Annotated in this window: 11 protein-coding genes and 1 pseudogene; 8 read left to right on the top strand and 4 right to left on the bottom strand. The window is 52.8% G+C overall.

Annotated features, from left to right (window positions below; all coding sequences use genetic code 11):
• The 4 genes from J4P41_RS09260 to J4P41_RS09245 all read left to right on the top strand — a co-directional run bounded on the left by J4P41_RS09260 (position 1) and on the right by J4P41_RS09245 (position 5,031).
• Positions 1 to 1,470, top strand: a complete 1,470-nt coding sequence (locus J4P41_RS09260; RefSeq protein ID WP_426066928.1) for a tyrosine-type recombinase/integrase — start codon at positions 1 to 3, stop codon at positions 1,468 to 1,470.
• Between the two features lie 350 nt (positions 1,471 to 1,820).
• Positions 1,821 to 2,894, top strand: coding sequence for a PP2C family protein-serine/threonine phosphatase (locus J4P41_RS09255; protein WP_426066878.1), 1,074 nt, complete (start codon positions 1,821 to 1,823; stop codon positions 2,892 to 2,894).
• Entirely contained in the window at positions 2,891 to 3,961 is a 1,071-nt protein-coding gene (locus J4P41_RS09250; protein ID WP_426066877.1) for a serine/threonine-protein kinase, read from the top strand. The genes J4P41_RS09255 and J4P41_RS09250 overlap by 4 nt, the downstream gene beginning before the upstream one ends.
• Positions 3,958 to 5,031, top strand: coding sequence for a serine/threonine-protein kinase (locus J4P41_RS09245; RefSeq protein WP_426066876.1), 1,074 nt, complete (start codon positions 3,958 to 3,960; stop codon positions 5,029 to 5,031). Before J4P41_RS09250 ends, J4P41_RS09245 begins: the two co-directional genes overlap by 4 nt.
• Positions 5,032 to 5,281: 250 nt before the next feature.
• Here the strand turns inward: J4P41_RS09245 and J4P41_RS09240 are convergent, their stop codons facing one another.
• The 4 genes from J4P41_RS09240 to J4P41_RS09225 all read right to left on the bottom strand — a co-directional run bounded on the left by J4P41_RS09240 (position 5,282) and on the right by J4P41_RS09225 (position 8,555).
• Positions 5,282 to 7,153 (bottom strand): hypothetical protein, encoded by a 1,872-nt coding sequence (locus J4P41_RS09240; protein WP_426066875.1) that lies wholly within the window; start codon positions 7,151 to 7,153, stop codon positions 5,282 to 5,284.
• Between the two features lie 32 nt (positions 7,154 to 7,185).
• Positions 7,186 to 7,581 carry a plasmid mobilization protein gene (locus J4P41_RS09235; protein WP_426066874.1) on the bottom strand — a complete coding sequence of 132 codons (396 nt, stop codon included), beginning with the start codon at positions 7,579 to 7,581 and terminating at the stop codon, positions 7,186 to 7,188.
• Positions 7,582 to 7,805: 224 nt separating this feature from the next.
• The gene (locus J4P41_RS09230) at positions 7,806 to 8,240 is read right to left on the bottom strand and encodes a tautomerase family protein (RefSeq protein ID WP_426066873.1); all 435 of its coding nucleotides are present in this window, start codon (positions 8,238 to 8,240) and stop codon (positions 7,806 to 7,808) included.
• Between the two features lie 123 nt (positions 8,241 to 8,363).
• Positions 8,364 to 8,555 carry a hypothetical protein gene (locus J4P41_RS09225; RefSeq protein ID WP_426066872.1) on the bottom strand — a complete coding sequence of 64 codons (192 nt, stop codon included), beginning with the start codon at positions 8,553 to 8,555 and terminating at the stop codon, positions 8,364 to 8,366.
• A gap of 194 nt (positions 8,556 to 8,749) precedes the next feature.
• Here J4P41_RS09225 and J4P41_RS09220 point away from each other — a divergent pair.
• The 4 genes and pseudogenes from J4P41_RS09220 to J4P41_RS09205 form a co-directional block, all read left to right on the top strand.
• Positions 8,750 to 8,926: pseudogene (locus tag J4P41_RS09220) on the top strand (DUF6538 domain-containing protein); the annotation flags it as partial.
• Between the two features lie 63 nt (positions 8,927 to 8,989).
• The gene (locus J4P41_RS09215) at positions 8,990 to 10,501 is read left to right on the top strand and encodes a tyrosine-type recombinase/integrase (RefSeq protein ID WP_426066927.1); all 1,512 of its coding nucleotides are present in this window, start codon (positions 8,990 to 8,992) and stop codon (positions 10,499 to 10,501) included.
• Positions 10,502 to 10,723: 222 nt separating this feature from the next.
• Positions 10,724 to 11,143, top strand: coding sequence for a plasmid mobilization protein (locus J4P41_RS09210; protein ID WP_064274737.1), 420 nt, complete (start codon positions 10,724 to 10,726; stop codon positions 11,141 to 11,143).
• A gap of 21 nt (positions 11,144 to 11,164) precedes the next feature.
• Positions 11,165 to 13,003 (top strand): hypothetical protein, encoded by a 1,839-nt coding sequence (locus J4P41_RS09205; protein ID WP_064274736.1) that lies wholly within the window; start codon positions 11,165 to 11,167, stop codon positions 13,001 to 13,003.
• Positions 13,004 to 13,073: the final 70 nt, after the last annotated feature.

Below are 13,073 nucleotides of genomic sequence, written 5' to 3'. Positions count from 1 at the left end.
ATGACGACAGAGCCAGCACAAAAAGCCCTAACCGCTGTCGATATCATTCGCTTCTACGAGCAGTTCGTGAAGGATTGGGAAAACTATCACAACGTTCGCCTGCAAGAAGAACAGACCAAACATGAGGTCGAAATGGCCCAACAGGCGCTCCAGATGGCGGCGTACCTGCAGCAGGTCGACACTTTTCTGGACATCATCGCAGGACATTTCGAACAGACCGATGCTTTCCTCAACGGCTTAAAGCAGACACAGGCTGTGGGTACGGCCGTCGCGAAGACCCGTGAGGCTATGCTGCGCGATGAGATTGCGGGGCTTCGCAAACTGGTCGTCGATATCAAAGCTTCAAGCGGCGCTTTAACGCCGGTGCCTGCCCTCTCTGCTGAGAAGAGAGCAGAAGACGAACCGCTTCAAGCCTTGCCGTCTCCGGCTCAAGAGAACCGTAAGAAGGCCAAGGCCCGAACTATCAGCGCGATGACTCAACGCTTTATCCTGAATGACGCAAGCAAAAGCGCAGACACGATAAAGGGAACGAAAACAACGCTCGACCTGTTCATCGAAGCGTTCGGGGATCTGCCTGTCAGCCAAGTGACAGGCACAACGGCCGGAGACTTTCACGATTTGCTCCTCGGGCTGCCTGCAACACATGGAAAATCCAAGAACCGCCTGCCCATTCGAAAAGCGGTAGAGGCAGCAAAGGAGCAAGGGTTGGAGACGGTCAGCGGCAAGACCGTGAAGAACCACTTCTCCCGCTTGTCTTCACTCTGGTCCGTACTCATGCAACGCGAAATTGTCGCCAAGAACCCTTGGGCGCAGTGGTCCTTCAATACGGCCAAGAAGACAGAACGACGCTGTTGGACCGATGAAGAGCTGTCAGTGCTGACACAGGCACCATGGGAGCATCGCGGCATTTCCCGTCGAACCTATGCAGGGATGGTGAATGTGGCCCTCTATACGGGCCTCAGATTGGGAGAAATCTGCAATCTGCGCTGCCAGGATATCGAGAATGTGCAGGGGGTGGCGTGCTTCCACGTTCGCCCCCATCCAAAGGACGGGTGGTCTCCGAAATCTGCCGCAGGAACGAGACTGGTTCCAATTCACTCCCAGCTTATCAAAGCGGGCATCATGAGCTTTTTGAAACCGGAGCAGCATTTCCTGTTTCCCGACCTGCTGACATCAAGTGAAGGCGTCAGGGGCGCTGCTTTTGGCCAGGCGTTCTCAAAACTCAAAACCAAGCTCGACCTTCCAGCGGAAATTACGTTTCACAGCTTTCGGCACACAGTCTCAACGAAACTTCGCAATCAGCATGCGAGCTTCCGAGAACTATGGATTGACCGGGTGCTAGGACACGAAGCCTCACACCGAAGTCAAGGGACGATGAACTACACCAGTTCCATTGATGTGCAGAACCTGAAAAATGTCATCGAAGCGCTGGAATTCCCAACGTTCAAATTAGACATTCCGGAGAGCTGACGGCGGTTATGGGGGGGAAAGCAGTAGGTCGGCTGTTGGACGCATGACAACCTGAGAGGACATTTACATCGAAGGTCTTTACGACGACTATGTGCTAATTTATGCCATATCTTTGGTTAAACTTGGATTCTGAAAGCCGCCGCATCGGCTTTAGGTTCATCTGCCAAGCGACGTCACTCCGTCGGGGCTTGTATCTTCTTGCCGGAACAATAGACTATTATTCTAGGATGCGGAGCGCAGGGTTGATAGAGCGGATACGAAACAGACTGGCGAGAGCATTAGAAGCTCAAGGCTCCGGTAACGCCACTCGCACGCACAGCGGTGTCGCAATTGGATCAAGCGTTGGGCAGGTGCGAAAGCGCAATGAAGATTGCTGCCTCGTCGCACGAGTGTCCTATGCACATGATTGTCGTGAGAATTTTACTATTGCGATGATTTGTGACGGTCTTGGTGGCATGAGTCAAGGCCGGGAGGCCGCGATTCTTGCTGCCAGTTCCTTTACTGCTTATTTATTTTCTACCCCGCTTATCGGCTGGAAAGAGCGCCTTTCTAAGGCAATCGCATTTGCGAACACACAAATTTATCAGCGACTACATGGTGCCGGTGGCACAACGCTGTCTGCAGTAATTTCATTCAATGATGGGGCAATATTTTGTCACGTGGGCGACAGCCGCATTTACGGTGTCATGCCCGACCGCGTGGTAGAGCAATTAAGTCGCGATGATACTATTAATGCTCTTTTGAAGCGGCAAGAAGGGCAAGGGGAAGCCCCGAAGGACTCGCGATTGCTTCAGTTCGTCGGGATGGGCGAGGAAATGGAGGCTCAGATTGCCCCCGTTCCAGGCTATTGTCGTTCGGTCCTCTTGACATCCGACGGTGCGCACGATGTTCCCCACTCTGTATTCCAACGTGTCGTAAGTGCCGCTGCGGGAGGGGGTGACCTTGTCCGAAAATTGCTGATGCTGTCCGACATGACGGGCGGTCGCGATAACGCCTCAGCCATTTTCTTTCCCATAGGAACCGAGGCGGAACTCTACGACGCGAGAGGGGATAACGAGCTGCTTGCCATCCTGCCTAACGATACCTTGGCGATCCATATCACGGGTCCAGACGCATGGGAGCGTTCGGAACACATACGCAATGCGTCCTCAAACTATCAGCCGCCTGAACCGAGCAAGCGGATCGAAGAGCGACCCGCTTCGAAAAAGATCGCCGCTCCGGACCGCGCCGTCAACAATGAACAGGAGATCAAGCCTGCTGCCTCCAAAGCGAAATCGCGGGCAAGCAAGGCACGCAAGACCAAACGGCGACCCACTACTCCAAAAGCTGAAGCTGCTGCCCAGTTGCAATTTGATGGACCCAACAACGAAGTCGATGTTCAGTTTTCAACGCCCGCCAGCCCACCCGAAGAGGACAAACAATGAAGTTGCCCACTCGCTATGAAAAAGATGGAGCTTCCTTTTCCGGCGGTGGGATGTCGACCGCGTTTAAGTGCAAAGACAAGCATCTGGATCGCCCTGTACTCGTCAAGATGCTCCAAACGGGGGTAGACAAGAAGCGTATTCTCGATGAAGTCAAGGCTCTAAGTGCCATCCGATCCAAGCATGTTGTTCAGATTTATGATGTACTGAAAGATAGCTCAGGTACGGTTACTGCGCTTGTGGAAGAGTTCCTTCCCGGCCAAGATCTGAATGACGTCATCCCAATCAATGAGGTTGGAGAATTTCTACGCCACGTTTATGCGATCGCTTGCGGTCTCGCTGACATTCATGCAGTCGGGGTGGTACATCGCGACATCAAACCAAATAATATGAAAATCGACGCTGAGGGCTGTCTCCGAATTTTCGATTTCGGCTTGTCTCGAACTGACGGTGTAAATTGCGAGACTATCGGAACAATCGGAACACGGGGTTATATCGCGCCAGAACTTTGCGTTCCATCGGATCAAAAGGTTAACTTCACGTCGGCTGTTGACGTCTTTGCCTTTGGAGCCACGGCCCTAAAGCTCGTCCGAGGAAAACTGCCCAAGACGCTTTGCTCAATCCCGCCCAGCTTACCCAGTGTGGAGACTGATTTCACCAAGCAAACGCTCGCCCTTCCGCCAGCAATTGCCTCTATCCTTAATCAGTGCTTATCAAAAGAGCCTGCTAATCGACCGAACATGGACACAGTCCGGGACACCATTGGTCGTCATCTTCTGCATGGTCAACACAAGGCGACCATGATCGTTGGTGAGAAAATTCACTACATTGAGCAGATTGGTCAAGCCGTGAAATTGAGCGCCGGTTCGTTGGGATCGGTAAATGTAAGTTACAACGGATATGATTTTATCGCCACCAATGTTGTCGGTGATGTTTTTATCAATAATATGCGCATTGTTCCGCCACAGAATTTACCTGGCGCGTGCGTGATTACGTTAGGAGCACCCACTCTTGGCATCAAAAGGCGATACATTACTTTTGATGTAACGCATCCGGAGGTAATTCTATGAGTGGTGTGCTGCATGCGATCGGCGATCTTGTAGGCGGTCGGTACCGAATAACCAATTATATCGGTCAGGGCGGTATGCAGGAAGTCTACCGCGTCCACGATCAATTACTCGAACGTGACGTTGTTCTCAAGTCTCCCAAAAACCCAACCGCAGAAAAGCGTTTTAACAGAAGTGCTAATCTCAGCGCTCGCGTTAACCACGATAATGTGGCCAAGACGCTTGACTATGTCGAAGAAGGTGCTCGCTTCTATCTGGTCGAAGAACTGATTGAGGGCTGCGATCTTGGCCATTTCCTGAAAAACTATGTCGGGATGCTTGACCCCTTTGCAGCCGGACGCGTGATGCACCATCTAGCCAAAGGATTGGCGGCATCTCACCATGTCAATGTGATCCATCGCGACCTCAAGCCGACTAACGTCATGGTCGTAGGAGGCCAAGATTTTGTTGGTTTCAAGATTACGGACTTCGGCATCGCAAAAATGGCTCAAGAGGAGATTGAAGAAGCCGTGGCAGGTGATGAAGACGGCCTCACCAGTTCTCAAACCGCGCTCGGTGCTTTGCCTTACATGGCACCGGAAACGATTGACGATATGAAGCACGCAGATAAGCCCGCCGATGTTTGGGCCATTGCCGCACTAACCTTCGAGATTCTGACCGGCAAACGACCATTCGGCGCTGGTTACAAAGCCGTACCGCTAATTCAAGCAGCAAAAGTGCCCCCACCTCCTCCTCTTCTAGTAAGAAAAAGCCAGTTCGCTCCATTTGTTACTGCGATATTCGAGCTTATCAAATTATGTATGCAGAAAGATCCTGCATTACGCCCAACTGCTGACCAACTTGTGATGGCCTGTGAAGGTCTCTATTACTCGACGGCTCCTCGCGAATTTGGGACTATCAAAAAATTCGACAACAATAACTGGGGATTTGCTTCTACACTGGGCAGCGATATCTTCTGCCACGTGGAATCGGTCTATGCCGCACCCACGTTAGCCATTGGTGAGCGTGTCTGGATGAGTCCATATCCGGGTTCGCCCTCGCGCCGGGCTTTTCCAATTGTAAAGGCCAGATAGGTAGACGATTGATGCTTAGGTAATCGCCCAAGTAGCCCAACTTTAGGTAGGCGTTACCTGTCTCGCCATAGGACAGTACGTCGACCTGCGGGCGTTGTAGCAAACGGTAGGTCTTGTCGTTCGAGTTCTCAAAAAGAGACATATGCCGATGCTCGAACCCGGCAGCGACACTTTGTCGGCTTAGAGGGCGACTATCAGAAGATCCATATGTCCGACATGAGGCATCAGCAATCGCAAGCTCTCCCATTTCCTATGGAGCTAAAGAAGATGTGGGTGACGTCTTCTTTAGCAATGCCATTGGCTGAGAGCGTCGAGTGACATCAGAGCGATGAGCAGGTGTCGGCGATACCAGGGCATGCCTGTTGTCGAAACGCTCCAGCTTCCTCAGGGCCATCTGAAGCTGCCCCTGTCGTTTCAAATCCCTGATTTCCATGCGAACATCCTCGGGAAGCGACCATGACAGCCGGTGCAAGCGCTCAAGCCTTGCAATGGTCTGCTGTGCCTGCTCACATTCCGACACACGCTCCACATGCCATTGGGCAATCATCCGGGCCCGTTTGTGCTCTGCCTCCCGGCAGCGATCCTTGATCCACAGGCGGCGAGCTTTCTCATCCAGCAGGGTCTGAAGCAACTCGCGTCTCTCTTGCAGATAATCCTGCAATGTCATTTCTCGTTCTATCGGAACTGGACACTGGATCGGATCAGGCTTCTGACTGCTCAGCCCCAAATGATACAGAATGAACTGGACGAGATAGCGCAGGATTTCGGCCAGTTGAGCCAGCGCCTGGCGGTACTGCTCCTCTGCTTGCGACAATCTTTTCTTCCGGGAGAACAGGATTTTCCGAGCTTCCAGTTCATCCAGCCCCTGTCGCGCCTGCTCAACGGCCTGATGGGCCTGCTTCAATCTGCTCCATCCGTCTTTCATCATCCGCATGATGCATTCGCTCTGGATATCGAGCGGACTGTCCGGCCCATAGCGCCGTTCGAGCGGATGCCGGGCATTCAGAACGCGTCGGGCAGCCTGCATCTCCTGCTTCCAGTCTTTCAAATAGATCCCGAACCCCTCGCTGAACTGTTCGGGGTATCGAAGCGAACCGATGGACGGCAATCGCTTTCGGATCACGGCCGCTTCTCTTCGGCCCTGTTCATGGAGCCTCTGGCGATCCAGGGCTGGTAATGAGGCTGGCGGAACCCAGATCAGGTCCTTCACGGCACGTTTCCGCCCTGACCGCTGCTGATGCCGTCTTTCCTGTTGCTCCAGTTGTCTCACGACAGGACGAAGATCCAGAGGGGATGGTCTCGACGCCTCTGCTTCCAGAAGAAGACGAAAATCTTTTGTGCGGACCTTTGTCAGGCGTGTGAATGATCCGATCAGCAGACCCTCAGCTGTCTCAATCACATGAGCGTCCCGCCGTCGGTCCGTGCGGTCTCCGGGGCGCATGCGCCAGTTTTTCTCAGCAAGAAGGCGGCGGAACGTCTTCAGGTCATTTCCCGACTTTTCCCAAAACGCCATGATCTCGCGTCTGGCCGCAGGCAAATCGAAATCCTGACGTTCTGTCATTCTCCGCGCTTGTGATGTGTAAGCAGAGACTGGACGTGCCGAATTGTCTTCAGGAACCAGAGCCGCAACCTTGTCTGCGGCCTCAGAGTTTCCGGCCTCTCTCAAAGCTTTCGCAATAGCCCGGTCATGACGTCCGGGAACGAGGGCGTGACCCAATCTCAGCTCTTCCAGACGGGCGATCTTTTCCAGACGCTGCCATGTGAATTTACTGCTCAGCACATGATCCTCCTGCCATTCGGGCAATAAGAGGTGGCCATGGGTGCCGCCGTCTTTCTGATGGATCACCAGAGTCATGCGCTCAGGGTCAGCGCCCAGTTCTCGGCAGATGTCTCCTGCAAAGTCAGACAGTTGCTGATCTGTCATCGGTTCGGATGGATTGAAAGCGATATGCCGCAAGCCGTATCGAATGTTTTCGCGACGCGCTTCCTTCATCCAATCTTTTAACAGGTAGTCACTGCCTGCAATCAGGCGAATGGCTTCGTTCTTTGCGCCAGACAGAACATGACGTGAAACCGCTTGGTGTCCGCTGCTGCTCTTAATTCTGGTTTCCTGAACAATCATGGCGTCGCACCTGCGAGAACATGACTATTGGTTCAGTGCGTGAGAGGCACGGAAACAGACCGAGCCCTCTGGACACGAACCGGACGCAAATTTCGCAACAGATGATCGGTCCGGTCTTTCAGGCGGTCGATATCCTGCAAGGTGTCACTACAGGAAACGGCATCACCGAGATGCGCAGCGTGAGCGAGTTGGTTCAGGTTGTTGCCAATCCGTCCTAATTCGCCACGCAACTGACGGAGTTCACGGCTGACCGTTCCGCCGCAATGGTGAGACAGGACCGCATCTTGCAACAATGCCCGGACCCAGTCAGCGGTCGTAGCATGGCCGAGAAACCGGGCGCTCTGGCTCCACCGTGCCAGTTCGTCAGGAGACGCACGCACGGACAGGCGGGAAGATCGGATACGGGATGGAGATGAAGCATCGGGCATGAGGGGGCATCCTGTTTTCTTTTTCGTTTGTGGGGGTCAACGGGGGAGGCACTCCCCCTTGCCAGCTGTTGAATGGGTAGCCATTCGACACTGCTGGCTCAGCTCAAGAGAACCTCAGAAAACAGGATAGCAATTCAGAAACTGAATTTCAGAAAACGACAGAAGAAAAATGAAAATACTTCAAATTTTATTATTTTCTCCCATCGTTTGACTGAAAATATTTTCTACACAGGCTCAGCATTTTCTGGTGGATGGCGCAGGTCATTCAATGAAATCGTTTGTCCAAAAACACCCCAATTTTCGGGGGGAACATCCCGTAGAACAATATAGACAGGCACCAAATCATCAGCGGCCAAACCCGCTGCTTCGCGGACAGCCTCTGTAAACCCGGCAAACAGTTTTTGTTTGGCAGCGGTGTTAAAGCCGCCTTCGAAGGCATTGACCTCGATACCAATCACATTGCGACCGTCTGTTTTGCCGCCGTGATAAACCATGCCCTCGGCGTATTCCCGAAAATAAATCCAGGTCGTACTGCGAACAAAAGGCGTGTCGGGCAGCTGTTCTGCATCCAGGGCAATGGTGGTCAGCGTCTCTGCCAAACCGTCCTGTTTCTCTTTGCTGAAGGTCCCAACCGGGTAATTGATATAAATGAGGGGCATCGTTTGTCCTGACATCAACACAGCGCAGAAAGGCGCTGGGACTTCGGACCGAACGTTAAACTGCGAGACGATACCCTCACAGCTTTGCTGTCGTCACATGCCGGTGAAGACAATTGGCGGCTCTCAACGCTCATGGTCTTGAGGACGTTCGAAACGAAAATCAGCGGGTAACTTCCGGCCTATCGTTTTCAGGGACTGCAAAGCCTCTTCCTGGCTTTTGCGCAAAGGCTCCCGAACGTCCTTATCGTTGTCTTCCGGCATCTCAGCCCCCTTCCCTCTGATGAGCTTCCAGTCGTCCAAACACATGCGGCTCATATCGCTTCCATGGCGTCTTGACGTTACCAGAATGTCTGCCAGACTCTCGTTAAGTATATGGCAATGGAAAGACTGGCGTCGGCGTTTTCGACGTATTTTCAAGGGTTTGGCTGCGGGACGCGTCCCGCAACATTGGGTTCGAGTCCCGCAGCTCGCACCACATAACTCTCTGATTTCATTAGAAATTTGAGGATATGACCCGCAATCTGCGGGTTGGTTCTCCAAAGCTCTTCTCCAAAATCTGGAGAAGCTTCGTGCTCAAGCAAGTCGGTTCACGATTCCACTTCCGCCGTGTTGTGCCTCAAGCGCTCCGTCCGATTCTCGGAAAAAGCGAGATCTGGATCTCGCTGGGAACAGCAGGCAAAGTTGAAGCCAGACGTCGCGCAGCAGAGCTGCACGGGCAAACGAGTGATTTATTCAGAGGACTTCGCAGCGTGAGCCGTTCCAAACCGCCATCTGCAAACGATAGCGCTGACTTCATGACGAAGCACGGCTTCAAAACTAAAGACGACGTCTATCGGGCGCTTCTGGAAAAATACCAAAACATGCTCGCAACGCAGGAGACCACTCGAAAGAACGACGTCTCATCTGCGGAGATGGCTGGACAAATCAAATACTACAAAAGCGTTATGCAACACGCTCACGACGTCCGTGCCTTGAGCGCGGGCATCGAAAAAGTCATTGCCGTCGCGCTCGACAGCCAGAATCACATGACGACAATGACGCGAAAACTGATCGAGGCCTCCAATATCAGCGCCGCTGAGAAGAAAGGTCTTGAGAACGAAATCAAGCGTCTTCATGAGACGCTCTTGAGTACATTCACAAAAGCGCTCGATGGTCGGAGCGCTGCAACCGAGACCTCAGCGCCTGCGACCAATGAAACTGAGACAAAGCCCAAAAAGGGCGTAGCAACACCGAAGACACGGCCCGCCATTTTGCTCACTGAGGCTCTCAACCGCTTTTTGAACAGCAAGCCTGCGAAAAGCCTCGAAACTCAGAGAGACACCAGCAGAACCGTAGCGCTTTTCATTGAGGCTTTTGGCGACAGGCCTATTCGCGAGATTGATGGCAAAGTCGCCGGTGATTTCAGGGATGTCTTATTCTCGTTGCCTGCCTCACACGGCAAGACCAAGAATTTGTCTCTGCAAGAAGAAATCGAAAGAGCCGCATCTCACGATGTATCGACGCTGAGCGCAAAGACTGTGAAGAACCACTTCATGCGCCTCTCCTCTTTGTGGAACGACCTCCTGCGCCGAGATATGGTTGAGAAGAATCCCTGGGGAAATTGGGACTTCAATCTGACCAAAAAGACCTCACGTCGTGCCTGGACAGCAGAGGAGATGGGCAAACTTCTGCAAACGCCATGGCCCTTGTGCAGTATCCCCGCTGATACTTTCAAAGGCATCACGATGGTCGCGGCGTATAGCGGCATGCGTCTGGGAGAAATCTGCAATCTGCGCAATGGGGACATTGAGACTATTGATGGCGTTCTATGCTTCCGCATTTGTGCTCATCCTGAAGACAACTGGTCGCCCAAGACAGAAGCTGGAGAACGTCTCGTTCCTATCCACTCCGCTTTGCTTGATTGGGGTATTCTGAATTTCCAGAACGCAGGCGAGAAATATCTCTTCTCTGAGTTGAAGATATCAACGGATGGCAATCGTGGTGCTGACTTCAGTCGAGCCTTCTCACGCTACAAAATGATGATGGAGCTTCCCCCAGCAGTCACATTCCATGGGTTCCGGCATACAGTCTCAACACTTCTGCGAAACCAGAACAGCGATATCCGGGAGCTTTGGATTGATGCCCTACTCGGGCATGAAGCCAGCCATAAGAGCCAAGGTGCCACGACATATTTAAGCGGCATTGAGATGCAGAACCTCAAGAAAACTGTTGAAGCGATTCAATATTCATCTTTCGCATTCCGAAAATTCGACGTTTCCTGAATATAATTCAGGATGAAAATTTCTTCTATTTCCTCACAAATAACTCTGTAGTTAAAAATTTTTAACGTTCATTTCTGAAATCTGAGCTTCGAATTGGTATCCTGTTCTTCAGAGGTTCTTCTGTCTTTAGCCAGCAGTGTCGAATGGCTACCCAAGGGTAACCATTCGACAGCTGGCAAGGGGGAGTTCCTCCCCCGTTGACCCCCTCAAAAGGATGCCGTCATGCCTTGCACGCCTTCCCAACCAGCGCCGTCGCCCCCTCGTTCTTCTCGTCTCTCCATCAGAGCCCATCCGGCTGAACTCGAGGTGTGGGCCAGAACAGCCCAACGGCATGGCCATGCGACCACGGCTCATTATGTTCGGTCGCTGCTGCAAGAGCATGCGATGACTGGACAGCAAACGTCAGAGCTTGGCCCTGAACTTCGCCTCCTGCGCCTCGAGCTCAGCCGTATTGGCAACAACCTGAACCAGCTTGCCCATGCAACTCATTGCGGAGAGGCTGTTCGCTGCGGTGATGTTCTCGATGCTATCGAGACAACCAAAGACCGAGCTGACCGCTTGCTCCGCTCTTTACCTCTGCCACGGCGTCGACGCTTTTTCTCTCAAGCTGAGGCCCAGATAGCAGGCCCGGTCTTGCACTGAAAGCGATGCAGGTGCCTCGCTATGATTGTGCAAGAGACACGCATCAAGACGTCGAGTGGCCATAAAGCTGTCTCTAAGCATGTTCTTGCGGGAGCAAAGAATGAAGCCATCCGCATTCTGTCCGGGAGCGATTACCTCCTCAAAGACTGGATGAAAGAAGCGAGACGCGAGGGTATCCACTACGGCCTGCGACATATTGCCTTCAATCCCGCAGTGTCCGTAACGGATGAACAACTGGCGTCTTTTGCGAAACGCATCTGTGCAGAGCTATCCGCTGATCCTGACCGTATGACTCTCGTCATCCATCAGAAGGACGGCCGCACACATGGCCATCTTCTCCTGCCAGAGTGGCAAGACGACCATGTTCTCAGCAGTCGTTTTTCTTGGCAACGCCTTGAGAAAATCGCTCGAGTTGAAGAGCTGCGATTAGGCCACTCCCTCGTTCCCGGACGGCATGATCACGCTATCGCTAAGGCGCTGAGGGCAGATGGCAACCATGATGCTGCTGACAGGATTGCGGCATTGGCCCCTCAAGATGGGGCAGCCCGCCCGGTTGCAGCCTATACATCACAAGCTCGCAGGATAACGGAGCGGCAAGATTTTGACCTCCCGACAGCCAGGCGAGAAATCCTGAGCTTCTGGCAAGCCTCAGACAATGACCTGACAGCCTTTCGAAATCTGTTAGCCACCAAGAACTGGCGTATGAGATCAGGGGATCGCACAGACGGGCGTCGGGATGCCCATATCATTGAAACCCGTGACGGAATGCTGATCGGTTCCTTCACGCGACTGACAAAAGTCAGGATGAAGGACTTTCGGGAGCTTTTAGAGAAAGAGGCCACAATCCATGCTGCGATTGACTTACGTCCCGTCGCACGACGGCTAAAACGCTCCGATCTTCGGCGTCAGCAGAGAATTTCCGTCAATCAGACGGAACAAGACCTGCTCTGGACCGAACCATCACTCTTGTCAGAACAGCAAAAACAGAGACTTGCGGAGCGTGCTCAGGCCGAAGTGAAAGCCATACAAAAGCACCTCCCGTCCATTGCCTCGCCTTTGGATACGGAAAAACTCAGCGAAGGCTTTCAGATCTATCTGAAAGATTGGAAACGAGAAATGCAAGCCGCACGGGCGGTTCTGAATGCAAAGCACCCACTGGAAAAGCGCTATGGGCCGGAAAGTCCTTTGGACATTCAGACACACTGCATAATCCTGATGATGCAAGACGGCTGGAAAAGGCTCAAACACGCCAATCACGCGGTTCTTCAAGCACGCAAAGACCTGAATGATCTTGAGGCCCAGCAATGGGTTTTTTCAAGGCAGAAGAAGATTTCGGAAGCTGAAAAGCAGCTCCAGCAGGCTTTAGCCCAGCTGGCTGAGATCCTGCGCTATGTGGTCGAATTTATCCTCTATCATCTCGGACTAAGCAGCCGGAAACCTGCGCCGCTTCAGATCCCGGTTCCTATGGAACAGGAAATGAGCCGCCAACAGTATCTGGAGAACAGGCAAGAGCTGCTTCAGACTTTACTCAGCGAGAAAACCCGACGTGATTGGATTAAAGACCGTTGTCGGGAAGCGGAGCAGCAGCGTGCACGTGTTATTGAGAAATGGCACGACGAGCGTCAGCCTGAAAAAGATCAGGCTGAGGCACATATCGCTACGTTACTTGACGTCGCGCGCTCCCCAAAGGCACTTCCCGACACTGTCCGAAACACCATCAGAGATCTGAAGCAGCAGGGGCAGTTACGTCAGTCTCTGGACGCAATGGCTGCATTTAACAAAAGGGACGCGACGGCACCTGTGTCACACACGCCAAACAGCTCCCGCTCGATTGGCCGGCATCACAATCCAGAACCTTGATGACTGGTCAGACAAGGGGGGAGAGCAGAAAGTCTGCTTTGTGTCGGGCGACCGGTAAAACCGGACATTC

Source organism: Gluconobacter sp. NFX36, from assembly GCF_049887835.1.
GTDB lineage: Bacteria > Pseudomonadota > Alphaproteobacteria > Acetobacterales > Acetobacteraceae > Gluconobacter > Gluconobacter japonicus_A.
Note: the sequence above shows the minus strand (reverse complement) of the source record. Positions and strands in the feature narration are given on the sequence as shown.

Coding starts and splice junctions, on each gene's coding strand:
- J4P41_RS09260 (WP_426066928.1), top strand. CDS start 1: ATGACGACAGAGCCAGCACAAAAAGCCCTAACCGCTGTCGATATCATT.
- J4P41_RS09250 (WP_426066877.1), top strand. CDS start 2,891: ATGAAGTTGCCCACTCGCTATGAAAAAGATGGAGCTTCCTTTTCCGGC.
- J4P41_RS09245 (WP_426066876.1), top strand. CDS start 3,958: ATGAGTGGTGTGCTGCATGCGATCGGCGATCTTGTAGGCGGTCGGTAC.
- J4P41_RS09240 (WP_426066875.1), bottom strand. CDS start 7,153: ATGATTGTTCAGGAAACCAGAATTAAGAGCAGCAGCGGACACCAAGCG.
- J4P41_RS09235 (WP_426066874.1), bottom strand. CDS start 7,581: ATGCCCGATGCTTCATCTCCATCCCGTATCCGATCTTCCCGCCTGTCC.
- J4P41_RS09230 (WP_426066873.1), bottom strand. CDS start 8,240: ATGCCCCTCATTTATATCAATTACCCGGTTGGGACCTTCAGCAAAGAG.
- J4P41_RS09225 (WP_426066872.1), bottom strand. CDS start 8,555: ATGAGCCGCATGTGTTTGGACGACTGGAAGCTCATCAGAGGGAAGGGG.
- J4P41_RS09210 (WP_064274737.1), top strand. CDS start 10,724: ATGCCTTGCACGCCTTCCCAACCAGCGCCGTCGCCCCCTCGTTCTTCT.
- J4P41_RS09205 (WP_064274736.1), top strand. CDS start 11,165: ATGATTGTGCAAGAGACACGCATCAAGACGTCGAGTGGCCATAAAGCT.